This window comes from Mesorhizobium sp. B2-1-8, assembly GCF_006442545.2.
Classification (GTDB): domain Bacteria; phylum Pseudomonadota; class Alphaproteobacteria; order Rhizobiales; family Rhizobiaceae; genus Mesorhizobium.
Genome location: NZ_CP083952.1, coordinates 5,805,420 through 5,827,897, shown reverse-complemented (window position 1 = coordinate 5,827,897; position 22,478 = coordinate 5,805,420). Strand labels below are relative to the sequence as shown.

General features: G+C 63.7%; 19 protein-coding genes and 2 pseudogenes. 17 read left to right on the top strand and 4 right to left on the bottom strand.

The window, feature by feature from the left end:
* Nucleotides 1-13: 13 nt before the first annotated feature.
* Nucleotides 14-1,753: an L-arabinonate dehydratase gene (gene araD, locus FJ970_RS28665; RefSeq protein ID WP_140756897.1), complete on the bottom strand. Its 1,740-nt coding sequence runs from the start codon at nucleotides 1,751-1,753 to the stop codon at nucleotides 14-16.
* 211 nt (nucleotides 1,754-1,964) lie between these two features.
* On the opposite strand from araD, the gene FJ970_RS28660 reads away from it, so the two are divergent.
* The 5 genes and pseudogenes from FJ970_RS28660 to FJ970_RS28640 all read left to right on the top strand — a co-directional run.
* Nucleotides 1,965-3,008: an ABC transporter substrate-binding protein gene (locus tag FJ970_RS28660; RefSeq protein ID WP_140756899.1), complete on the top strand. Its 1,044-nt coding sequence runs from the start codon at nucleotides 1,965-1,967 to the stop codon at nucleotides 3,006-3,008.
* Nucleotides 3,009-3,060: 52 nt separating this feature from the next.
* Nucleotides 3,061-3,480 (top strand): tripartite tricarboxylate transporter TctB family protein, encoded by a 420-nt coding sequence (locus FJ970_RS28655; protein WP_140756901.1) that lies wholly within the window; start codon nucleotides 3,061-3,063, stop codon nucleotides 3,478-3,480.
* 26 nt (nucleotides 3,481-3,506) lie between these two features.
* Nucleotides 3,507-5,024 carry a tripartite tricarboxylate transporter permease gene (locus tag FJ970_RS28650; RefSeq protein ID WP_140756903.1) on the top strand — a complete coding sequence of 506 codons (1,518 nt, stop codon included), beginning with the start codon at nucleotides 3,507-3,509 and terminating at the stop codon, nucleotides 5,022-5,024.
* Nucleotides 5,021-6,112 (top strand): LacI family DNA-binding transcriptional regulator, encoded by a 1,092-nt coding sequence (locus tag FJ970_RS28645; protein WP_227791946.1) that lies wholly within the window; start codon nucleotides 5,021-5,023, stop codon nucleotides 6,110-6,112. Before FJ970_RS28650 ends, FJ970_RS28645 begins: the two co-directional genes overlap by 4 nt.
* A 106-nt stretch (nucleotides 6,113-6,218) precedes the next feature.
* A pseudogene (locus FJ970_RS28640) lies at nucleotides 6,219-6,423 on the top strand (transposase); the annotation flags it as partial.
* A 3-nt stretch (nucleotides 6,424-6,426) separates the two neighbouring features.
* On the opposite strand, the pseudogene FJ970_RS28635 reads toward FJ970_RS28640, so the two are convergent.
* Nucleotides 6,427-6,657: pseudogene (locus tag FJ970_RS28635) on the bottom strand (transposase); the annotation flags it as partial.
* 107 nt (nucleotides 6,658-6,764) lie between these two features.
* Between FJ970_RS28635 and FJ970_RS28630 the strand changes: the two are divergent.
* From FJ970_RS28630 to uxuA, 7 genes are all read left to right on the top strand, one after another.
* Nucleotides 6,765-7,781: a Zn-dependent oxidoreductase gene (locus tag FJ970_RS28630; protein WP_140756905.1), complete on the top strand. Its 1,017-nt coding sequence runs from the start codon at nucleotides 6,765-6,767 to the stop codon at nucleotides 7,779-7,781.
* A gap of 28 nt (nucleotides 7,782-7,809) precedes the next feature.
* Nucleotides 7,810-8,799, top strand: coding sequence for a TRAP transporter substrate-binding protein (locus FJ970_RS28625; RefSeq protein ID WP_227791945.1), 990 nt, complete (start codon nucleotides 7,810-7,812; stop codon nucleotides 8,797-8,799).
* Nucleotides 8,800-8,907: 108 nt separating this feature from the next.
* Nucleotides 8,908-9,402, top strand: a complete 495-nt coding sequence (locus FJ970_RS28620) for a TRAP transporter small permease (RefSeq protein ID WP_140756907.1) — start codon at nucleotides 8,908-8,910, stop codon at nucleotides 9,400-9,402.
* Nucleotides 9,402-9,866, top strand: a complete 465-nt coding sequence (locus tag FJ970_RS33725) for a TRAP transporter large permease subunit (RefSeq protein WP_265336204.1) — start codon at nucleotides 9,402-9,404, stop codon at nucleotides 9,864-9,866. Before FJ970_RS28620 ends, FJ970_RS33725 begins: the two co-directional genes overlap by 1 nt.
* Nucleotides 9,842-10,678: a TRAP transporter large permease gene (locus tag FJ970_RS33720; RefSeq protein ID WP_321575745.1), complete on the top strand. Its 837-nt coding sequence runs from the start codon at nucleotides 9,842-9,844 to the stop codon at nucleotides 10,676-10,678. The genes FJ970_RS33725 and FJ970_RS33720 overlap by 25 nt, the downstream gene beginning before the upstream one ends.
* A gap of 10 nt (nucleotides 10,679-10,688) precedes the next feature.
* Nucleotides 10,689-11,402 (top strand): GntR family transcriptional regulator, encoded by a 714-nt coding sequence (locus FJ970_RS28610; protein WP_224589927.1) that lies wholly within the window; start codon nucleotides 10,689-10,691, stop codon nucleotides 11,400-11,402.
* A gap of 54 nt (nucleotides 11,403-11,456) precedes the next feature.
* Nucleotides 11,457-12,650: a mannonate dehydratase gene (uxuA, locus tag FJ970_RS28605; protein WP_140756909.1), complete on the top strand. Its 1,194-nt coding sequence runs from the start codon at nucleotides 11,457-11,459 to the stop codon at nucleotides 12,648-12,650.
* Between the two features lie 335 nt (nucleotides 12,651-12,985).
* On the opposite strand, the gene FJ970_RS28600 is transcribed toward uxuA, so the two are convergent.
* Nucleotides 12,986-14,104 carry an NAD(P)/FAD-dependent oxidoreductase gene (locus FJ970_RS28600; protein WP_140756911.1) on the bottom strand — a complete coding sequence of 373 codons (1,119 nt, stop codon included), beginning with the start codon at nucleotides 14,102-14,104 and terminating at the stop codon, nucleotides 12,986-12,988.
* A 102-nt stretch (nucleotides 14,105-14,206) separates the two neighbouring features.
* Here FJ970_RS28600 and FJ970_RS28595 point away from each other — a divergent pair, with 102 nt between their 5' ends.
* The 5 genes from FJ970_RS28595 to FJ970_RS28575 all read left to right on the top strand — a co-directional run bounded on the left by FJ970_RS28595 (nucleotide 14,207) and on the right by FJ970_RS28575 (nucleotide 20,934).
* Nucleotides 14,207-15,112 (top strand): LysR family transcriptional regulator, encoded by a 906-nt coding sequence (locus FJ970_RS28595; protein ID WP_140756913.1) that lies wholly within the window; start codon nucleotides 14,207-14,209, stop codon nucleotides 15,110-15,112.
* An 89-nt stretch (nucleotides 15,113-15,201) separates the two neighbouring features.
* Nucleotides 15,202-17,280, top strand: a complete 2,079-nt coding sequence (locus tag FJ970_RS28590) for a hydantoinase/oxoprolinase family protein (RefSeq protein WP_140756915.1) — start codon at nucleotides 15,202-15,204, stop codon at nucleotides 17,278-17,280.
* Between the two features lie 5 nt (nucleotides 17,281-17,285).
* Nucleotides 17,286-19,271 carry a hydantoinase B/oxoprolinase family protein gene (locus FJ970_RS28585; protein ID WP_140756917.1) on the top strand — a complete coding sequence of 662 codons (1,986 nt, stop codon included), beginning with the start codon at nucleotides 17,286-17,288 and terminating at the stop codon, nucleotides 19,269-19,271.
* Nucleotides 19,268-19,570, top strand: a complete 303-nt coding sequence (locus tag FJ970_RS28580) for a (2Fe-2S)-binding protein (protein WP_140756919.1) — start codon at nucleotides 19,268-19,270, stop codon at nucleotides 19,568-19,570. Before FJ970_RS28585 ends, FJ970_RS28580 begins: the two co-directional genes overlap by 4 nt.
* Complete coding sequence (locus FJ970_RS28575; RefSeq protein WP_140756921.1) at nucleotides 19,567-20,934, top strand: NAD(P)/FAD-dependent oxidoreductase; 1,368 nt, start codon at nucleotides 19,567-19,569, stop codon at nucleotides 20,932-20,934. Before FJ970_RS28580 ends, FJ970_RS28575 begins: the two co-directional genes overlap by 4 nt.
* Nucleotides 20,935-20,950: 16 nt before the next feature.
* On the opposite strand, the gene FJ970_RS28570 is transcribed toward FJ970_RS28575, so the two are convergent.
* Nucleotides 20,951-22,276: an NAD(P)/FAD-dependent oxidoreductase gene (locus FJ970_RS28570; protein ID WP_140756923.1), complete on the bottom strand. Its 1,326-nt coding sequence runs from the start codon at nucleotides 22,274-22,276 to the stop codon at nucleotides 20,951-20,953.
* Between the last annotated feature and the right edge of the window lie 202 nt (nucleotides 22,277-22,478).

Here is a 22,478-nt window from a genome sequence, read left to right as displayed (position 1 = left end):
TTTCCTCGTCCGTTCAGAAAATGTCAGGCTCGCCGGCCGGCTGGCCGAAATCGCGGGTCAGGAAGTCGAAATCGCAGCCCTCGTTCGCCTGGGCGACATGGCGCTGGAACATGTAGCCCCAACCGCGCTCGAAACGCGGTTCCGGCGGTATCCAGGCAGCCCTGCGGGCGGCAAGCTCCTCTTCACCGACAAGCATGTCCAGACGGCGGTTCGGCAGGTCCAGCCGGACGATATCGCCGCTCTTCAGGAGCGCCAGCGGTCCGCCAATGAAGGATTCCGGGGCGACATGCAGGATGCAGGCGCCGTAGGACGTGCCGGACATGCGGGCATCCGAGATGCGCAGCATGTCGCGGTGGCCCTTCTTGACCAGCGCCTTGGGGATCGGCAGCATGCCCCACTCGGGAAAGCCGGGGCCCCCCTGTGGGCCTGCATTGCGCAGCACCAGCACATGGTCCGGCGTTACGTCGAGATCTTCGTCGTCGATGGCCGCCTTCATTTCCGGGTAGCTGTCGAAAACGAGCGCCGGGCCTTCATGCACATGAAAACGCGGATCGCAGGCAGCCGGCTTCATCACGGCGCCGTCGGGACAGAGGTTGCCCCTGAGCACGGCTAACGAACCTTCGTAATAGACCGGATTGGAAAGCGGGCGGATGACGTCATCGTTGTAGACCTCCGCGCCTGCCAGCGTTTCGCCGAGCGGTCGTCCGGTGCAGGTGATGCTGCTTCTGTCCAGCCGGTCTCCGAGCTCATTCATCAGCGCCCTCAAGCCGCCGGCGAAATAGAAATCCTCCATCAGGTAGTCCTTGCCCGAAGGCCGGATGTTGGCGATCAGCGGCGTTATCCGTCCGAGAGCGTCGAGGTCGTCGAGGCTCAGCTTCACGCCGGCCCGCCGCGCCATCGCCAAAAGGTGCACGACCGCATTGGTGGAGCAGCCCGTTGCCATGGCGACGATGGCAGCGTTGCGGACGGCGGCTTCGGTCACGATTTTGTCCGGGGTCAAGTCTTCCCAGACCATGTCGACGATCCGGCGCCCGCAGGCCGCACTCATGCGCTTGTGGTTGGCATCGGGGGCGGGAATGGAAGATGCACCGGGCAGGCAGAGGCCCATGGCCTCCGCAATCGCGGTCATGGTCGAGGCTGTTCCCATGGTCATGCAGTGACCATAGGAGCGGGCGATGCCGCCTTCCACACCCAGCCATTCGTCGTCGGAAATATTGCCCGCCCGCCGCTCGTCCCAGTACTTCCAGGCGTCCGAACCGGAGCCCAGCGCCCTGCCGGCATAGTTGCCCCGCAGCATCGGACCCGCGGGGAGATAAATGAAGGGGATGCCGGCGGTGATCGCGCCCATGGTCAGACCCGGGGTCGACTTGTCGCAACCGCCCATCAGCACCACGCCATCGAGCGGATGGGACCGGATCGTCTCTTCCGTCTCCATGGCAATCATGTTGCGGTAGAGCATGGATGTCGGCTTGGTGAAGCTCTCGTCGATCGAAATCGTCGGAATTTCGACACCGAGACCGCCTGCCTGCGCGATGCCTTTTTTCACGTCCTCGGCCCTGTCACGGAAATGCAGGTGACAGGGGTTCATCTCGGACCATGTGTTCAGGATGCCGATGATCGGTTTGCCGGCCCAGTCCTCCGGCGCGAGCCCCATCTGCATCATACGGGACCGATGTCCGAAACTGCGCAGGTCATCCGGTGCGAACCAGCGTGCGCTGCGAAGCGTTTCCGGGCTCTTTTTTCCTGGGACCATCGACTATTCCTTGAAACAGCAATTATGTATGCGCTTTCATCATTTCGTGTCAACCGCAGCCGGCCCATCCAGATTTGGTTATCCGCAACGAAGACTATGAGAGTTGACAGGCGCAAATGAACCGAACAAGATAATGTATGCGCATTCACTGCGGGCTTGTGCATGCCATGAAATGAGGAACCCCGCCAGTGGGCTGGGTATGGGAGGAAAGATGAAAATTACCCGTAGAATGATTGTGGCCGCCGGCGCGGCAATGTTTCTCACGCAGCCGTTGGCTGCGGCCGCTCGGGATTTGCCGCACAATATCCGGATGGTGATCGGTTCGTCATCGACCGGTGGCGACACCTACCAGAACTCCGCCATCGTCGCCGACGCGCTGTCCCAAAAGCTTGGCGTGAACATGAAGGTGGATGCAGTCGGCGCCAATGAAGCGTTCAAGGCGCTGGAACGCGACGGGCGCGGGACTACGATCATGATCTTCCACGATTCTGCCTATCTCTCACACCTCTACGGCGTGCACGGCTTCGACGACATCTTCACGAAGTACAAGATCGGCCCGACGGTCGCGATCAATCCGGGCAATGCCTATCTGGTGGCCAAGGATTCGCCCTATAAATCGATGGACGACATCTTCAAGGCCGCCGCCGCCGGCACCAAGATCCGCGTGGCGATCGAGCCCGGCGGGGTTTCCGAAATCGGCTTTTCCGCGATGAAGAATGCCGCAAGCATCCTGTCGCCCGGTTCGGAGGCCAACATCGTCTCGGTGAAGACCGGCAGCCAGTCCGACAAGAACCAGGCGATGTTCGACGATCTTGCCGACGTCATCAACGGCTCGATCCAGGCCAACGAGCAGTTCACGCAATTGCCGGAATCGGACCAGAAGGCGATGCGCTTTGTCTGGATCACGGCGCGGCCGGAGACGATCGAGCAGGCCCCGGAAATGGGCATGGGCAAGACGACTCGAGACGATATGTTGAAATACACCAGCCCGAAGACGAGCGTGACTGAAGACGGCAAGAAGGACTTCACCTTCGACAAGGAATTCTTCTTCCTCTACAACAAGGACATGGATCAGGGCATGGTCGATGCGATCGACGCGGCGCTCAAGGATGTCTTCGCCGAAGGCAAGATCCAGGAACGCCAGAAGCAGGCCTTCTTCATTCCGAATTTCATGCCCTCGAAGGAAGCGGCCGCGCATCTCGAAGAGAAGAACGCAGCCTACAACGGGATCATCGCGAAGATTTCCGGCAAGTGACGGCCGGGGCCGGGTGAAAACCGGCCCTTTTCCTTCTTGCACAGGAGACGGCATGAGCAGCCTTACGCACGTCACCATCAACTTCGAAACGTCGCATCTCGTCTTCCCGGGAGTGATCGGCGCGATCCTCGCGATCCTCGGCCTTGCGATCGTCGTCACCCGGCGCCGTTCCATTGCCGGATCGGGCGCCTATTGGCGCGGCATCGTCTCACAGATGGACAAGATACGGTTCTTCGGCGCGATCGGGCTGTGCTTCATCTATTTCGCGCTCCTCGAACCCGTCGGCGAACTGATGCCGAACACCGGCTTCGGGTTCCTGGCTTGCTCCATTCCCTTCGTTTTGTTGACGTCGCTGCTCTTCATGCACCAGCGCAACCTCAGAACGGTCTTGCCGGTTGTCATGATGGCCGCCATTGCGCCCGTGCTGACGTGGTGGCTGTTCAACGACGTCTTCTTCCTGTCGCTTCCCTGATCAATCCGTCCGCGGGCCTGAACTCCATGGAACTTTTCGATTTCGTCACCCCGCTTTTCCTGTCGCTCATCGTTGGCGGAACCTTCGTGGGCATCGTCTTCGGGGCCATTCCGGGGCTGACAGCAACGATGGCGGTCGCGGTCTGCCTCCCGCTCACTTATTCTCTGGGACTCACGAACGGCCTCGCCCTGCTGCTCGGTCTCTATGTCGGCGGCATATCAGGCGGGCTGGTGCCGGCCATCCTGATCGGCATACCGGGTACTCCCTCCTCGATCACCACGACGCTCGACGGCTATCCGATGGCGCGGAAAGGAGAGGGGGAGAAAGCATTGCGCATCGGCATCATCTCCTCCCTTTTCGGCGGCCTCTTCAGCCTGCTCATCCTCTATCTGTTCGCTCCGGCGCTCGCCGACTTCGCGATCCGCTTCTCCTATGTCGAGAAGTTCCTGATCATTCTTTTCGCGCTCACCGTGATGGGCGCGCTCAGCAGCGACATGCTGATGGGTGTCTTCTCCGGCTTTCTCGGCATCTTCATCAGCCTCATCGGCACCTACGCCACATCGAACGGCGGCAATGGCGAAATCCGGTTGGTGCCGCCGGGTCTCGAATACTGGCTGGACAACGGCTTTTCCCTGCTGCCTGTCCTGATCGGCCTGTTCGGTATCGCGGCCGTCCTTGAAGAAGCACAACAGGGCGTTCCCGAAGGACAGGACATCAGCGACCTTAAGCTCGGCAAGCATTCGACTTTTTCGTTTTCGCTGTTCCGAGGTCAGATATGGAACCTGATTCGCTCCTCGGGCATCGGCACCTTTGTTGGCATCCTGCCCGGCGTCGGCGGATCGGCGGCCTCGATCCTCGCCTATTCGAACGCCAAGACTTTCTCACGAAATCCCGAACGCTTCGGCAAGGGAGAGCCCGCAGGCGTCATCGCCTCCGAATCCGGCAACAACGGGCTGACTGGCGGGGCACTGATCCCGCTGCTCTCGCTCGGCATTCCCGGCGACTCGACGACGGCGCTACTCATCGGCGCCTTCACTCTTCAAGGTGTGCAGGTGGGGCCGCTTTTCATCGGCAACAATTCCGGAACCTGGGACGCGATAATCGTGGCGATGCTGATCGCCAATCTCGCGATGTTCGCCATGATGTATCTCGCCATCCGCTATCTGGCGCTGATCGTCACCGTGCCGAAGCACATTCTCTTTCCACTCATCGTGATGATGTGCATGGTCGGCGCCTACACCACCAACTACGGCGTGATGTTCGACGTGTGGACGCTTCTGATCTTCGGTGTCTTCGGTTGGTTCGCGCTGAAGATTGGCATCGAGATCGCCCCTTTCATCATCGGCTTCATCCTCGGGCCTTCAGCAGAGATCTATTTCGTGAAGAGCCTCGAATCGTTCGGCGACCTGACGATCTTTTTCACCAAGAGCTGGATTGCCGTTCTGATGTGGTTCTTGATCGCCGGGTCCATTTGGGTATCAATCATTCTTGCAAGGCGCAGCAAACAGCACAAGACAAGTGAAGCTGTTCGTGAGCAAGCTTGATCGCGGCGGGAAACGGAAATGGCATGAGCAAGACCGGGTCGGGCCGGCGAGACAGGGACGACGGCGGAAACGTCGAGCGGGCGAAAGAAGGCTCCAGCCGTCCCGTTACCATGGCAACGGTCGGCCGCCTGGCCGGTGTTTCACAGGTCACCGTTTCGCGGGCGCTGAGCGACCCGTCGAAGGTCTCCCCGGCAACGTTCGAGAAGATCCGCAACGCCATCGAAATGACCGGGTTCGTACCGAATGCGATAGCCGGCGCGCTAGCCTCTCGCCGCAGCCGCCTTATTGGGGCGCTGGTGCCTTCCATCACGAATATCGTCTATTCCTCAATGATCCAGGCCTTCAGTGAGGGCATCGCCGGGCACGGCTACCAGATCCTTCTGTCCGAAACGGGCTTCGACCCGAAGGAAGAGGAAAGAGCGATCGTGACGCTTCTTTCCCGCCGGCCAGACGCGATGCTCCTGACCGGCATCCACCATATGCTGGAGGCGCGCCGCATGCTGATGGCGGCCGGAATTCCTGTAGTGGAATTGTGGGACATGACCGAGACACCGATTGATCTCTGCGTCGGCTTTTCGCATGTCGAGACGGGCCGCGCAGTGGCGGAATTCGTATTGGAGGCCGGCTACAAGAACGCTGCGACGGTTTCCGCTGGCGATGAACGCGCGCTCAGGCGCAAGGACGCTTTCGTAAAGGAGATCGGCCGCCGCGCGGGCATCGACGTTACGCAGATTAATTTCGTGGGAGGCGCTAGCCTTGCACGCGGTCGCGAGGCTCTGCGAATTCTCGTTGACGAGCAGAATTTCAAGGGTGGAGCGATTTTTTGCAGCTCCGATCTGCTCGCGCACGGGGTTCTTATCGAGGCCAACGTCCGCGGCCTGCGGGTGCCCGACAAGATCGCCGTCATCGGCTTCGGGGATCAGGATTTCGCGGCCCATGTCGTGCCGCCGCTTACCACCGTCCGGGTCGACCGGACGGAGCTCGGGCTCACTGCCGCCAAGGCGATCCTGGCGCGCTTTGACGGCGAACCGCCTGCTGGACGGGTCAAGGATATCGGCTTCCAAATTATCGCGCGGCAATCCGCTTGAACAAAGGAGAAGGAGAATACCGGTCTCCTTTCACCTGAAGGTCTCGGTGCCGATATCGGAAGGGCCGGATGAGCTGTGACATGTGCCCGTGTCAATCAGCCAATTGCTTCGCAAGCTGACGCGGCGCGGCCTCAGGAGCGTGAAGCTCGTCGTCTCCGATGCGAATGAAGACCTGAAGGCGCCTGTTACCAAGGTTCTTTCGGCCGCGTGGCAACGCTTGCCGCGTCCATTTCATGAGGAACGTCCTGGCGCACGCCGGCAATAGCAACCGCCGCGTCGTCTCGGCCTTCATCGCCACCGCCTTCGCCAAATTGAGCAAGGAGTTTCTGGGATCCGAGATTGTCCATGACTGCGATGTCGTCGGGCTCGAGCACCGGCAGGAGCTGCTGCTCGACGTAGGCCCGAAAAACACTGGCCGTTGATCGGCCCGTCGAAAACGCAAGGCGCCATGAGCTGGTCGCAGCGCAGGGCACCGAGAAGGTCAGCGTGCGCCAGTGGCCATGCGGGGCAAAGCCACGCAGGCGTTGGCCCGACGGTCCCCGGCCGCTAGGGCATTGCAAGACGTTGGGTGCCAGAGTCCGATGCGTTAATTGACAGACCGAAGAAACTTCCATACTAGTGATGCACACTAGTATGGAAGTTGGGAGGAAGCATGGTTGCCGTCGCCGTCGAAAGGCCGGGCACCCTGGTCCTGATGGAGAACGAGCCGCGCGCGCTGGGAGCGGACGATGTGATGGTGCGCGTGCAGCGCGCAGGTATCTGCGGCTCAGATATCCACATTCTCCACGGCACCAATCCCTTTGCAAAATATCCGCGCATCATCGGCCATGAATTTGCAGGTGTCGTCGAGGCAGTCGGGCCGCAGGCGACGGGATTGGCGCCGGGCGATCGCGTCGTCGTCGATCCGGTGGTTTCCTGCGGCCATTGCTATGCCTGTCGCGTCGGCCGGTCCAATGTCTGCGCCAATCTGGAGGTGCTGGGCGTTCATCGGGACGGCGGCTTCCGCGATCGGGTTGTCGTGCCCGCTGCTAATGCGGTGAAACTGCCACCCACACTGCCGGTCGAGGTAGCCGCGCTCGCCGAGCCGTTTTCGATCGCGGCGAACGTCCTTTCGCGAACTGGCTGCTCGGCAGACGATGTGGTGCTCGTCTACGGTGCTGGCACCGTGGGCCTCACGGTCCTTCAGGTGGCGAAGCTCCATGGCGCACGGGTGATTGTGGCAGATCTCGACGCCAATCGCCTGCGACGCGCAGAAGCCTTCGGTGCCGACCGCGTCATCCATTCCACCAGAGAGTCTGTGCCACTCGCCGTTGCTGGCGAGAACGAAGGCCTCGGGCCGTCAGTGGTCATCGACGGTGCAGGCGTACCGGCGCTCCTGGCCGAGGCCTGCGGGCTGGCAAGTCCCGCCGGCCGTATCGGCCTGCTCGGCTTTTCACCCGCGCCGTGCAACGTCAGTCAGCAGGAGATCGTCAGGAAGGAACTGTCGCTGCACGGGTCACGGCTCAGCCGTAGACTCTTGCCGGAAGTCATCAGGTGGCTGGAGCAAGGGAGGTTGCGTCCGGCCGCCATGATTACCCACACCTTTGCCGCCGCCGAGGCGAAGGCTGCGTTTTCGCTGATCGAGAGTGAACCGGGACAGGTCGTCAAGGTTCATCTCGCCTTTGACTGATGCATAACAACCGAAGGAGGAAGAAACTGTGTTCGATACCAAAATTTCACGCCGCGGTGTGCTGGCCACCGCTCTCGGTGCTGGCGCCAGCATCACTATCGTCGGCCGTGCCCGAGCCAAGACCGTATTGAAGCTTGGCCATCTCGCGAACGAGCAGAACAGCTGGCACAAGGCCTCGCTGAAGTTCGCCGAGGAGGTCGCCACCCGCACCAATGGCGAGATCGAGATCAAGGTCTTTCCGAACGAGCAGCTAGGCAAGGAAACCGACCTCATCAAAGGCATCCAACTCGGCACCGTCGATTTCACGATCACCGGCGAGTCACTGCAGAACTGGGCACCGCTCGCAGCCTTGCTCGCCGTGCCTTACGCCATCCGCGATCTCGACCACATGAAGGCCGTGATCGGGGGCTCCGTCGGCCAGAAGATCGCCGCCGAGATCGAGGACAAGACCAAGCTCGTTCCGCTGACCTGGTTTGCGCGCGGTCCGCGGGAACTGACCGCCAACAAGGCGATCCGCACGCCCGATGAACTCGCCGGCCTCAAACTGCGCGTGCCGAACGTGCCGTTGTTCGTCTCGTTCTGGCAGGCGCTCGGCGCCAAACCGACGCCGATGGCCTTCTCCGAGGTCTTCACCTCGCTGCAGAGCCATGTCGTCGACGCGCAGGAGAACCCGCTCGCCCTGATCCAGTCGGCGAGTTTCTTCGAGGTGCAGAAATATCTGAACAAGACCGACCACGTGCTGAGCTGGATCTACCTCGTCGGCGGCAGCCGGAAACTCGGCAAGCTGCCAGATGAGCAGCAGAAAGCCATCCGGGAAGCGGCCGCCGTGGCGCAGGAATTCGAGCGCAAGCTGTTCCTGGCCGACGAGGCTCGCATCGCCGACGAACTGAAGGCCAAAGGCATGGAGTTCATCGATGTGGACAAGCAGGCGTTCGCCACCAGGGGCAAGGATGCGGTCACCGCCTCGCTCGGCGCCGACCTGAAGCCGCTTTACGAGGACATTCTCGCCACGAAATAGGCGAGTCGGGAAACCGCCCGTTGGGCGGCTTCTCCACTTTTGTCGACCCCACAAGGACCATGAACGCCGGACCGCGATAACGACCCGGCGCTCGTCTGGGAGGAGCCCATGAAACGAACCGTCGGTATGCTGCTGGCTGGCCTGAAGGCGATCTGCAAAGCCGGAACCATCATTGCTTTCGCCGTTCTCATCGCCGTCGTGACCATACAGGTGCTCGGCCGTCTGCCGGGCTTCCCGTCACCGGCCTGGACCGAGGAGGTGGCGCGTTTCGCGTTGCTGCACATGGTCGCCTTTTCGTGCGGCCTCGCCGTCCTGCGTGGCGACCTGGTCAATGTCGACCTCTTCACGGCATCCCTGCCAGCCCGCGCCCGGCGCCAGGTCGAGCGGGTGGCAGATGTTATCACGATGCTGTTCAGCCTCGCCGTCATTCCCGGTGCCTACGCCTATGTCTCGGGAAGCATCGGCGAGCGCGCACGATCCCTCGACGCGCCGATGCTCATCGTTTACGTCACCGTGCTGATAATTCCGGTTGCGCTTGCCATCTTCTCCCTGGCCCGGCTGTTCGGCTTCGGACAGCCAATGCGTCACGAGGAGCTGATCTGATGCTGGTCGCGGCCCTTTTCGGCAGCTTCGCCATCTGCCTCATCCTCGGTGTGCCGGTTGCGATCGCGCTTGGTGTTGCGTCGGCCATTTATCTCTACCTTGCCGACATCGACCTGACGGTCGTGGCACAGTTCATGTATTCAGGCATGGACAGCTTCGTGCTGTTGTGCATCCCCGGCTTCGTGCTGGCCGGCAACCTGATGAACGGCGGCGGTATCACCGACCAGATCGTGCGTTTCGGCAATGCGCTTGTCGGCCACATCCGCGGAGGCCTCGGCCTGGCCAACGTCACCGGTTCGATGATCTTCGCCGGGATATCCGGCACGGCTGTCGCGGAGACGGCCTCGATCGGCGCCGTCATGATCCCGGCGATGAAGAAGGCCGGATATGACGCCCCCTTGCTTCGGCTCTTACCGCCGCCGCCTCCACCGTTGGTCCGATCATTCCGCCAAGCGTTCCGATGATCATTGCCGGAACGCTCACCGGCCTGTCGGTCGGCAAGATGTTCGTGGCCGGCGCGATCCCCGGCTTGCTGCTCGGCCTCGGCATGCTGATCACTGTCTATATCCTGTCGCGCCAACGCGGCTACCCCAAGGGCGAATGGGTCGGCTTCCGTGTGTTGCTGCGTTCCAGCCGTGCAGCGATCTGGGCGATCCTTATGACGCTCATCATCCTCGTCGGCATCGTGGGCGGTGTGTTCACGCCCACAGAGGCGTCGATCGTCGCCTCGCTGTACGCCTTCGCTATCGGCCTCTTCGTCTATAAGGGGTTCCGCCTGAAAGACCTGCCGGGCATCCTCCTGGAAAGCGCCATCGGCTCGGGCGCGCTTATCCTGCTGGTCGGGCTTGCCAACGTCTTCGGCTGGATCATGACCAGCGAGCAGATTCCGCAGGCGATCGCGGCAGCGATGCTGGCGGTGACGACGAACAAGTATCTCATCATCCTGTTCATCAACATCCTGCTGCTGATCGTCGGCACCTTCATGGAAACGATAGCCGCTCTCATCATCCTGTTTCCGCCGCTTCTGGCGGTCGCCACGCAGGTAGGCATCGATCCGATCCATTTCGCGATCTTCTGCATCCTGAATTTGATGATCGGCCTGACCACGCCGCCGGTCGGCGTATGCCTGTTCGTTGCCGCCAACATCGGCAAGGTTTCGCTTGCCCAGGTCAGCAAGGCCATCGTGCCCTTCCTGATCTGCAATATTATCGTTCTGATGCTGGTATCCTACATACCGGCCATATCGCTCTGGCTGCCGAGCTTGTTTTTTGAATAGGAGAATGGACGTGACCAAGGGCCTACCGGCGATCCGACCGACCAGCCCGTCGGGTTTTCGCACCATGCCGGCTTCGGTGCGCGAGATCCATGCCGCGCTGCGGCGAGATATCGTCTCGCTGCGCCTGACCCCAGGCGAGCGGCTGTCGGAGAACGAACTGGCCATGCGCTTCGGCACCAGCCGCACGCCGGTGCGCGAGGCGCTGATCCGCCTGGTCGAGGAAGAGATGATCGAGGTGCTGCCGCAACGCGGCAGCTTCGTGCGCCGCATCTCGCTCAAGGCCGTGGAGCGTGCCCGCTTCGTGCGTGAGGCGCTGGAGGTCGCCGTGGCGCGGAGTGCCGCTGCCAGCGGCATCAGCGAGGAAACCGCGCGGAACCTGCGTGCCGCGCTTGCCCGCCAGCGCGACGCCGGCGGTGACGCGGCACGCTTCACCGAAGCCGACGACGACTTTCACGCTGCTCTGGCCGACGGTATCGGCCAGAGCAGCGTCTGGGGAGTCATCGAGCGGGAAAAGGCGCAGTTCGACCGTCTGCGCTTCCTCAGCCTGCCGGCGATCACGCCGGTCGACACACTGATCGCCCAGCACGAGGCGATCTTCAAGGCCGTGCTCGATGGCGATATCGCGGCGGCGGAGGCCCGCATGCGCGAGCATCTGTCGGAGGTGCTGAAGATCACGCACGGCCTGGCGGCCAGCCGGCCCGATCTGATCCAGGCCGACGACTGACCGCTGCGGGCCGCAACTTCCCTCCCATTGAAAATACGCAAGGATCGCAAGGCGATGGAACAGACCTTCCGCTGGTTCGGCCCGGACGACGCCGTCCGGCTCTCCCATATCAGGCAAGCCGGAGCGACAGGCATCGTCACGGCGCTGCACCACATCCCCTATGGTGTGGCGTGGAGCGTTGATGAGATCGAAAAGCGCAAGCGCGTGATTGCCGATACGGAGCTCGGGCTGGAGTGGCGCGTCGTGGAGAGCCTTCCGGTTCACGAGACCATCAAATCCGGAGATGGCGATCTGGAGCCGCTCTTCGCCAACTATCGGCAATCGCTCAGAAACCTGGCCCGTTGCGGCATCACCACCGTTTGCTACAATTTCATGCCGGTGCTCGACTGGACCCGCACCGAGTTGGCCGCGCCGCTGCCGGGAGGCGGTACGGCGCTGCGTTTCAACGCGCACGAATATGCTGCCTTCGACTGCTTCATTCTCGAACGTCACGGTGCCGAAGAGGAGCACACGCCCGAAATCATGGCTCGGGCCAGAGCATGGTTCGGCGCCTCTTCGGAAGGCGACCGCGCGCGCCTGCTGGCCAACATCATGGCCGGCCTGCCGGGCGCCTACGAGCGCTATGACGTGCCGGGGCTGAAGGCCGTGCTCGCTCGCTACCACGGCATGGCGAAGGCGGAACTGCGGCAGAACTTCGTGCGCTTTCTTGCCGCCGTCATCCCCACCGCCGAGGAGCTCGGCATCAATATGTGCGTACACCCCGATGATCCGCCGCGTCCGTTGTTCGGCCTGCCGCGCATCGTGTCCAACGCCGAGGACATCGCCTTCACGCTTGATGCGGTGCCGTCGCGCTCGAATGGTCTCACGCTATGCTCCGGTTCGCTGGGGGCGGGACCGGACAACGACGTGCCGGCGATCGCGGCGCGCTTTGCCGAACGCATCCATTTTGCCCATTTGCGCAATGTCGCCAACGAACCGGACGGCTCCTTCATGGAGGCCGAGCATTTGGGAGGCGACACCGACATGGTGGCCCTGATTACGATATTGCTGCGCGAGCAAAAGCGGCGGCTCGAAGAAGGGCGGCGCGACTGGCGCATCCCGATGCGACCCGATCACGGTCACGAGCTGCTCGACGATGTCGGCAAGCCGACCCATCCCGGCTATCCGATGATCGGCCGCCTCAAGGGTCTTGCCGAGCTGCGAGGGGTCATGACTGCGGTAGCAGCGCTGGAGCGCTTGCCGCTTTAGAATCCTTGGTCCGCGTGGACAGCCATTGCGGCCACCTGGTCGAACATCTTCTTCAGATGCTTGCTCATGAGCACTTGTACGGTCTTCGGAGCTTGACCGCTATCGTAGCTGGAGCCTTCGATAGTTTCCCGGAACTGCTTCACGGCGGTGCAATTAAGTGGTTCTGATTTTGGTCCGTGCATCCCCGGTGCCAGTGTTGGCTGATGGCCAAAACCATCGAGGAAACCTTTGTGCCGGGCAACGCAGCGCTTCCTCATGCTCGAAGACGCCGACGAATGGATTGTCCCTCTTTCGCGACCAAAGGGCCGTCGTTGCGCGGATGTCGACAGTTGCTCTCAGACGGCGCGGCCGAAGCGATCGACCCTGAAATCATCGAGCGGCGTTTCGCATCGGTCGGTCATGATGAGTTCGGCCATGGCGTCTCCCACGCCCGGGCCGAGCTGGAAGCCATGACCGCTGAAGCCGAAGGCGTGGTACAGGCCCGGCGTCGTCGCCGAGCATCCCATGACCGGCAGCATATCCCTGACATAGCCCTCGCAGCCTGACCAGGTGCGGATGACGGTGGCCTGCGCGATTGCCGGCAGCAGCCGCACGACGGCACGCAATTGCGTGGGCAGGCGCATGGGGTCGGCGGCCGCATGGCCTGGGTCGAGATCCACCGACACTCTTTCGGCGGCGCCGCCGAAGACGATGTTGCCCCGCTCGACCTGACGCAGATAGGCGCCATGGTTCTTGTCGAGAGTCCAGATGCCGACCACCGGCAGGATCCGGTGCGGCAGTGGTTCGGTCACGCCCATTTGTGGGCCACGCGCGTCGAGCGGAACCTGTTCGCCGAACTGTGCGGCGATGCGTGCACCCCAAGCTCCGGCAGTGTTGAGCAAACACTCGGCGGCGAATTTTCCCTTTGAACTGACAACGAGAAACCCGGAAGCCGTGTGCTTGATCGTCTCGACCTCCGCTTCTTCGACAAGTTTGGCGCCCAGTTGGTGCGCGGCCTCGGCAAAGGCGGGTGCAATCAGCCGCGGATTGCCGCTGCCATCACGCGGCGAGAACGACGCCGCGATCGCATCGGGACCGAGGCCGGGAAAGCGTGTGTGAATCTCGCGTGGGCTGAGTTCTTCCAGCTCAAGTCCCCAGGGCCGCGCCGTCTGGGCATAGGTCCGCATGTCGGCGAGACTGGCTTCATCGAAGATCAACCGGATATGGCCGGTTACGCGGAATTCGACGTCGCGGCCAAGCATTTTCTCGGCCTCGCCCCAGAGCCTGAGCGAGCGATGGGCCAATGGAAGCTGGGACAGATGACGTCCTGTGCGCCGGATGTTGCCGAAGGAGGCGACCGTTGCCCCGGTTCCGATCCGGCTCCGCTCGATCAGCGTCACGCGTGCGCCGCGCCGGGCGAGGAAATAGGCCGAAGCCGTCCCCATCAGTCCGCCGCCCAGCACGACTACATCCATAGCGCCCTCTAGCAATCAATCCCAGCCGATCTTGTCCGCGCCGCGCTATTGCGTCAAAGATGGGTTTGGACAGAAGCCATAAGTTTTACCTATGGAGTAGCCATGCGGGCCCGGCAGCTCGAAGTGTTCATCGCCGTGATGCGCGCGGGTACCGTGACCGCCGCGGCACGGATGCTGAACATCTCCCAACCTGCGCTCAGCCAGATCCTGCTCCACGCCGAGGACGAACTCGGTTTCACCCTGTTCGAGCGGGTGAAGGGCCGGCTGCGACCAACCCCGGAGGCGTTAGAGATCTTCCCCGATGCCGAGAGGTTGTCGGCCGGGCTTGAGGGCTTGCGCCGCAAGACAACCGACCTGCGCCTGGGCCGGGCAGGGCTTGTGCGGGTCGCGGCGTCGCCGCCGCCGGCAATGGCGATATTGCCGCGTGCGTTCACCAAATTCCGGGCGCAGCATCCCAACATAATGCTGCGTGCCCATAGCGCGCCCATCTCGGCAATCGTCGACATGCTGCGTGCGGGCGATGCCAGCCTCGGCCTGGCGATGGACGACCGGCTGCCTCCGGATATCGAGGCGGAGGTGGTCGGCAGACTCGGCTTCGTATGCCTGCTGCCCGCCAGGCACGCGCTGCAAACGAAAACCGAGCTGACGCTCGCCGACCTCGTCGGGGAAGAGTTGATATCCTATCGCGGCAACACCCGCCCTGCCGATGAACTGGCCCACGCGGCCCAGGCGCAAGGCGTGGCGCTTTCGCCGTCGCTCGAGATCGACGCATCCATCTCCGCGGTCGGCTTCGTCCAGGCCGGTCTGGGCATCGCCTTGGTCGATGCGCTGCTGCCGTGGCACCAGTTTGCCGGGCTTGCGGTCAGGCCGCTCGCGGCCGGGCCGGAATTCCCGATCGCGCTTCTCACCTCACGCGCCCGAGCCCTTTCTCGGGCCGATGAGATGATGCGCGACGAAATTCGCGCGGCCTGTTCCGCCGTCCTCGGCGAGCATCGAGCCAAAGCATAAGCACGACTTATATCCTTGCTCCTCATCCATCTTGGACCGGCACCATCCGGTCGTGCCAGCTTTGGTCGTCAGACAGGAAGGAACGCATCATGGATGGCGCCATCACGGCGAACGGGGCAGGGAACGAGGCCGACTGGAAGGTCGGCGTCGACATCGGCGGGACCTTTATCGATTTCTGCGCGCTTGAAGTAAACTCCGGACGCGTCGCCTCGCTGAAGGTGCTGACGACGCCGGAGGATCCGGGCGCCGAGCTGATGACCGGTCTTGGCCTTCTGGCCGAGCGCGAGGGCTTTGATCCCACCCATATGACGCGCTTCGTGCACGGCACGACGGTCGGCATCAACACGATCATCCAGCGCAAGGGCGCGCCGCTCGCGCTGTTCACCAATGCCGGCTTCGAGGACGTGATCGAGCTCGCACGGCTTCGAATGCCGGACATGTATTCGCTGTTCTGCTCTCGGCCGGACCCGCTGATCCCTCGCGACATGGTCTTCGGCATTCCGGCCCGCATGCGCGCCGATGGCAGCGAGACCAAGGCACCTGATGTGGCAGCCGTTGAAAGAGCGGTCGCGGCGGCGAAGGCGAACGGGGCGCAAGGTATCATCGTGGCCTTCCTTCATTCCTGGCGCAACGCCGCGCAGGAGGCCTCGGTTAAGTCTGCTATTGCGCGCCTCGCACCCGACCTCTTCGTCTTCACCTCGGCCGAGGTCTGGCCGGTCATTCGCGAATACGAGCGCAGCTCCACCGCCATCCTCAACGGCTATGTCCATCCGCGTGTCTCGGGCTACCTGACGGCGCTGGAAGAGCGGTTGAAGAGCCGCGGCGTGCCGGCCCGTCCGATGCTGACGAAGTCGAACGGTGGGCTGATGAACGCTGCCGAAGGCAAGCAGGCCTGCGTCAACATGCTGCTTTCGGGTACGGCTTCAGGGGTCATCGGCGCTGCGTGGCTGGCGCGTCAGGCCGGCGAGGACAGGATCCTTACCCTCGACATTGGCGGAACCTCGGCCGACTTCGCGCTTATCATCGACGGCGAGCCGCAGTTCGGCACCGGCGAGCTGATCGGCGAATTTCCGCTCCATATTCCTTCCGTGTCGGTGAGTTCGATCGGCGTCGGCGGCGGCTCGATCGCCAGTGTCGACGCACAGGGTGTGCTTCGCGTCGGGCCGGAGTCGGCCGGCTCGACGCCGGGACCGGCATGCTACGGCCGCGGCGGCGAGCAGGCGACGGTGACGGACGCCATGGTGGTGTGCGGATGGCTCGGCCACAGCGAGATGGCCTATGGACAACTTAGCATCGATACCGGGCTGGCGCATCGCGCGGTCGGCGAGCTTGCGAGGCGACTCGGCCGCCCGGTCGAGCAGACCGCGCAGGCGATCCTCGACATCGCGGTGTCGGAGATGTTCGTCGAGGTCGAGAAACTCGCATCGCGCGCCGGCGTCGACTTGCGCGATTTCACGCTGATGCCCTTTGGCGGCGGCGGCCCCATGCTCGGCGCTTTCCTTGCCCGCGAACTCGGCATGAAGCGCGTCATGGCGCCACGACGCCCCGGCGTGGTGTCGGCACTGGGCGGACTGGTGGCGGATCTGCGCGGAGATTTCATTCGCACCATTTTCTCGCCGCTGTCGGCCGCGTCGCTCCCAATTATCCGCGCGGCTTTCGAGGCGCTCGCAAGCGAGGGCCGCGACTGGCTCGCGGCGCAGGGGCATGACGCGGCCGCTGAGCTCAATTTCTCCTGCGATATGCGCTATCTCGGTCAGAGCTATGAGATCGAGGTCGTCCTTTCGCCGGAATGGCTCGAGGAGAGTGACGCAGAGGCCATCGAGCAGGCCTTTCACCGCACCCATGAGCGGCTCTACGATTTCCACGACCCGGATGGCGAGATCGAGCTTGTGAATATCAGGCTGTCCGCCGTCGGCGCGGGTCCGGCGCTCTCCTTTCCAGAGATCGACGCGATCGACGTCTCCGCCGGTCCGGCGCGCCGGCTTCCGGTCTATACAGGCCTGGGCGTCGAGACCGTAGACCTCCACGACCGGCAGACTCTTGTGCCTGGCAGTAGCTTCCAAGGGCCTGCCGTGGTCGTTCAGGAAGACACCACCCTTGCCATTCCCGCGGGAGCGCAGGCACGGGTTGATCGCCACCTCAACCTTCTTCTGACTTTCGCGGAGTGACGCCTTTGTTTGACCGGACAAACCTTCAGGTTCTGGCGAACCATGCCCGCGCGGCGGCCGAGAACATGGCCCACACGCTACACCGCACCGCGCATTCCGCCTTCGTCAAGGAAACGCAGGACTTCACGGTGATGCTGATGGACCGCTCCGGGGCAACCTTCGCCGTCCCCATGGAACTCGGCGCCACCTGGTATCCCGGGCTTTCGTATCGCCGGGCGATCGCAATGGTGGACGACTACCGGCCTGGCGACGTCGCCTTCACCAACGATCCCTATTCAGGCTATGTGGCCACCCATGCACCCGACACGCATCTGTGGAAGCCGGTCTTTGTCGATGGCGAGATCGTCGCCTGGACCGGAGGCCACATCCACAACACGGACATGGGCGGGGCGGTGCCGGCTTCGCTCAGCCGGGCGCTGACCGAAATCCATCAGGAGGGCATCCGCTTTCCACCGATGAAGCTCGTGAACGAGGGCGTCTTCGACGAGATGATCCTGCGCATCATGAGCACCAATGTGCGCAAGCCGGATCTCAACATCGGCGACATCAAGGCGCTGGTCGGCGCGCTCAACACCGGCGAGCGCAAGATCCACGCAATGGTGCGGAAGTTCGGCAAGACAGGCTTCATCGAAGGCGTTGCCGCTCTTCTTGATCATGCGGAGGCGCAGGCGAGCGACGTGCTGCGCTCCATGCCTGACGGCACATGGGAATTCGCGGATTATGCCGACGAGGATTCGGTCGAGGCCAATCCCTGCCGGCTGAAGCTGAGGCTGACGATCAAAGGCGGGGAGGCGGTGCTCGACTTCACCGGCTCCGATCCGCAACTCGGCTCCTCGCTCAATGTGCCCTCGGGCGGCGACCCGCGCCACACCATGCTGCTGGTGGGTGTCTATTACGTTCTCTATACGCTCAACCCGAAAATCCTGCTCAACACGGGCCTCACTCGACCGTTCACCTGCATCACCCCTAAAGGTTCGGTGCTGAACCCGGTCCACCCCGCCGCCGTCGGCATGCGCTCGCTCACTTGCGCCCGGCTGCGCTCGGTCATCTTCGGCGCGTTCTCACAAGCGGTGCCGGAGCGCCTGCCTGCGGGTCCGGCCGGCAATAATTGCATCATCAACGTCATGACGACGGATGAGCGTACCAGCCGGAGCGTCATCGCGGCGGTGAACCCCGTGGTGGGCGGCGGCGGCGCGATGCCGCACCGCGACGGCACCAACGGATCGGGCGCCGATGCCGCCTATCTCAAAAACACGCCGATCGAGATCACCGAGACCGAAACTCCGGTCGAGTTCGTGAAATACGGACTCGCCAGGGATAGCGGCGGTGCGGGCCGCTGGCGCGGCGGGCTGGCGACCGAGATGGCCTTCCGTGTCTTCGCCCCCGATTCCAGGATCACGGCGCGCAACCGCGACCGCAGTTTCTTCCGCCCCTGGGGCGTACTCGGCGGTAAGGCGGCCGGCCTGTCCGACATGGTCGTCAATCCGGGGGGCGAGCACGAGCGGCGGCTGGGCAATATCGACACGGCGGTCCTGCAGCCCGGCGACGTGCTCGAGATCCGCTCCGCCGGCGGCGGCGGCCGCGGCGATCCGCTGCAGCGCGAATCCTGGCGGGTCGCTCAGGACGTGCGGCGCGGCTATGTCTCGCCGACAGCCGCCGAGCGTGACTATGGCGTTGTCATCCGCGGCGGCGAGATCGATGAACACGCGACCAAGCTGCTGCGCTCACGCAAGGAACCATCAGTCGGTCATTTCCATTTCGGTCCGGAGCGCGATGGTTACGAAGCGCAGTGGACGCTGGCGGCCTATGACCAGCTTCATGTGGTTCTGGATGCCTTGCCGATCCATTGGCGCTTCTTCGCCAAGACGGAGATCTTCCGCCGTATGAAAGGACGCTCCGGGCCGGAGGGCGTTCAGGCCGCCTTCGATGCGGTCTGCGAACGTTTCCCCGAATTGCCGCGTCCTCGTCCGCTGCAAGAGGCAGCGGAATGAGCACGGCCGGCCGTATCGTCCGGCTGGCCGAGCGGGACCGGGCACGCGTGCGGATCTTTCTCGACGGCGAGATGCGTCACGCGCTGGCGGGCGACACCGTGCTGACCGCCATGTTGGCGTCGGGGCATGTCTTGCGAATATCCGAGTTCGGGCCCGAACCGCGCGCAGGGTTCTGCCTGATGGGCGCCTGTCAGGATTGCTGGATATGGCAGGAGGAGGGACCGCGTCTGCGCGCGTGCACAACCCTTGTCGCCGAAGGTCTGCGGCTACGCACGACACCACCGGAGAGCTGGCCGTGAACGAGGCCTCACCGCCGCGGATCGTGATCGTGGGTGCGGGTCCCGCCGGCATCAGGGCTGCCGCCACGCTGGTCGAGGCCGGGCTCCGTCCGACAGTGATTGACGAAGGCTATCGCGCGGGCGGGCAGATCTATCGCCGTCCGCCTGCCGGGTTCGTCCGCACGCCAAAGCAGCTCTACGGGTCGGAAGCGGCGAAGGCGCGCGCACTGCATGCGCTCTTCGACCGGCTGGCCAAGGATGGGCAACTCACCCATTGCGCGGGCAGTTCTGTCATTGCCGCACATGGCGGCCAGTTGCATGTGCTGGGCGAGGACGGCGTTCAGGTTGTCGGCTATGAGCGTTTGATCCTTGCCACGGGCGCGTCCGACCGCGTCGCGCCGATCCCCGGTTGGCAGAATGCCGGCGTCTACAGTCTTGGCGCGGCGCAAATCGCGCTCAAGGCGCAAGGTGTGGCCCTTGGGCGTCGGATCGTCCTGGCGGGATCGGGGCCTTTACTGACGCTGGTCGGCGCCCAGCTCGTCGAGGCTGAAGCGGATGTGGCGGCGGTGCTTGATACGTCTCCCTGGCGCCAGCAGGTGCGGGGATTCTCAGACCTTGCCGCCCGGCCCGTCGTTGCGTTGCGCGGCCTGGCGCTGCGGGCGCGGCTCGGCCGCCGCTATCATGCGGGTGTGACACTGGAGCGGATCGAGGCCGACCAGCAGGGCGTCGCAGCCTTGCACTGGCGCGATGCCGGCGGACGGCAGCAGCTCACTTCCTGCGACATGATCGGCATGGGCTGGCACCTGCGGGCCGAAACCCATCTGGCCGATCTGGCGGGGTGCGCCTTCACCTATGACGAGCAGTGGCGGCAGTGGCTGCCAAAGACCGACGAAATGGGTCGGGCCGGCAACGGCGTCTACCTTGCGGGCGATGGGGTTCGCCTGCTCGGTGCCGATGGCGCCGAGATTGCGGGGCGCCTTGCAGCGGCGGCGTGCCTTGCCGACATCGGATATCAGGCGCCCTCGGTCAGTGCCGATCTGCGCAAGCTCGTGCGGCTCGAGCGCTTTGCCCGCGGTCTGGCTCGCGCCTTTCCCTGGCCGGCGGCCATGGTGCGGGCGCTGCCCGATGAGGCGATCGTCTGCCGCTGCGAGAACGTCACTGCCGCAGCCGTGCGCGAGGGGACGGATTTCGGCGGCGGCGAGGCCAACAGGGTGAAGTCACTTTCACGCGCCGGCATGGGGCGCTGCCAGGGGCGCTATTGCCAGTTGGCTGCCGTCGAACTCGTCGCCGCGCAAACCGGCTGTATGCCCGAAGCCGTCGGCAGGTTTCGCGCGCAAGCCCCTATCCGGCCAGCACCCGTCGGCGCTTTCCTCCGGGAAGACTGATACGGTTTCGTCGGACTTAGAAGTCGGCGACCTTGCCCCATACCGAGGCGTCGAAGCGGCGCGGGTCATAGGATGTCGGATCGACGATCGGTTCCGACCCGGTCACCAGATCGGCAACGAGGTGCCCGGCGCCCGGTCCGATGCCGAAGCCGTGCCCCGAAAACCCGGCGGCGAGGAAGAAACCCGGAACGCTATGGATCTCGCCGATGGCGGGCACGCCGTCCGGTGTGCTGTCGATGTAGCCGGCCCAGGCCGCGCTGATCCTGGTCTGGCGAAGTGCAGGCAGCAGCTCGAGCGCCCGGGCGTGGGTCAGCCGGATGGTGCCCTGATCCGGAACCGGGTCGAGGATGCGCATCCGCTCCATCGGCGTCGGCCGGTCGAGCCGCCAGCGTTGCAGCGTTTCGTGGCCCGAACGCATGCCTTGCAACCCGCCAGGCCCGATGCTGCGCCAGCGCTTCAGGAACATGGGAAAGAACTGCGACGAGAAACGCAGCTGCTGCGCGGTCACGTCCACGCGTCCGCGTCCGCTTATGGCGAGCGTATAGCCGCCGTCGCCGCGGCGCGTGGCCGAAATCTTCGCGGTGTGCAGCGCATCCGGTAGGTCCTTCGCGCCGGGCGAGACGGACAGGATGGACGAGCGTACCGACGCCTGCGGGAAGCGGAAGCCGAACTGGTGGCAAAATGAGGAGGCCCAGGCGCCACCGGCTATGACCGCAGCTTTGGTCCGGATCGTTCCACTTTCCGTGACCACGCCGCTCAGACGCCCGGCCTCGGTCTCGATACCGCGCGCCGCGCAATTCTGGTGGACGGTGCTGCCAAGCTTGAGGATGGCGCGGGCGACCGCGGGCGCCGCCCGCGACGGATCGGCTGTGCCGTCGGTCGGCGAGAAGACGCCGCCCCTCCAGCTCCGGCCGGTGGCACGGCCCCGCTCGGTGGCCGCGGCACTGTCGAGCATGTACGTTGTAACGCCGGCGGTTCTGGCGAAGTCACGCCAACGCGCCCAGCCGGCAAGTTCCGCCTCGTCATTGCTGAGATAAAGCAGCCCGCAACGGCGGAAGCCGGTGTCTTCGCCGGTTTCCGCCGCAAAGCTGTCCCACAGGTCGAGGCTTCGGGTTGCCATCGGCAGCTCGCGGGCGTCGCGGTTCTGCTGGCGGCACCATCCCCAGTTTCTGCTGGACTGCTCGGCGCCGATGCGTCCCTTTTCGACAAGCGCGACCTTCAGGCCGCGCCTGGCCAGATAGTAGGCCGCGAAGACACCTACGATGCCTGCGCCGATCACCACCACATCAGCGGATTGCGGCAGTTCGCCAGACGTTTCGATTTGCTGCAGCGGCGCGCGCATGGTTCCCTCTGCCTTGAAACGCCAATCTAGCGTGTCGTGCAGGCAGCCGCTGCTGCAGTTGTGACCTGAGCAGAATTTTATTCCGGCAGTCGTGCTGAAATCGAAAGTCCGTGCGTTTCAAGCGGCATCCGCTCGGATGGACAGCCCAGCGGGCTGTGGTAGTCTCGATGGTCACCAGCAAGGCAGCATTTTGTGCTGCGGC

Excerpts from the sequence above, each read along its gene's own strand:
- FJ970_RS28570 (WP_140756923.1), bottom strand. The coding sequence starts at position 22,276 with ATGCGCGCGCCGCTGCAGCAAATCGAAACGTCTGGCGAACTGCCGCAA.
- FJ970_RS28655 (WP_140756901.1), top strand. The coding sequence starts at position 3,061 with ATGAGCAGCCTTACGCACGTCACCATCAACTTCGAAACGTCGCATCTC.
- FJ970_RS28595 (WP_140756913.1), top strand. The coding sequence starts at position 14,207 with ATGCGGGCCCGGCAGCTCGAAGTGTTCATCGCCGTGATGCGCGCGGGT.
- araD (WP_140756897.1), bottom strand. The coding sequence starts at position 1,753 with ATGGTCCCAGGAAAAAAGAGCCCGGAAACGCTTCGCAGCGCACGCTGG.
- FJ970_RS28580 (WP_140756919.1), top strand. The coding sequence starts at position 19,268 with ATGAGCACGGCCGGCCGTATCGTCCGGCTGGCCGAGCGGGACCGGGCA.
- FJ970_RS28620 (WP_140756907.1), top strand. The coding sequence starts at position 8,908 with ATGAAACGAACCGTCGGTATGCTGCTGGCTGGCCTGAAGGCGATCTGC.
- FJ970_RS28590 (WP_140756915.1), top strand. The coding sequence starts at position 15,202 with ATGGATGGCGCCATCACGGCGAACGGGGCAGGGAACGAGGCCGACTGG.
- FJ970_RS28650 (WP_140756903.1), top strand. The coding sequence starts at position 3,507 with ATGGAACTTTTCGATTTCGTCACCCCGCTTTTCCTGTCGCTCATCGTT.
- FJ970_RS28600 (WP_140756911.1), bottom strand. The coding sequence starts at position 14,104 with ATGGATGTAGTCGTGCTGGGCGGCGGACTGATGGGGACGGCTTCGGCC.
- FJ970_RS33725 (WP_265336204.1), top strand. The coding sequence starts at position 9,402 with ATGCTGGTCGCGGCCCTTTTCGGCAGCTTCGCCATCTGCCTCATCCTC.
- FJ970_RS28660 (WP_140756899.1), top strand. The coding sequence starts at position 1,965 with ATGAAAATTACCCGTAGAATGATTGTGGCCGCCGGCGCGGCAATGTTT.
- FJ970_RS28630 (WP_140756905.1), top strand. The coding sequence starts at position 6,765 with ATGGTTGCCGTCGCCGTCGAAAGGCCGGGCACCCTGGTCCTGATGGAG.
- uxuA (WP_140756909.1), top strand. The coding sequence starts at position 11,457 with ATGGAACAGACCTTCCGCTGGTTCGGCCCGGACGACGCCGTCCGGCTC.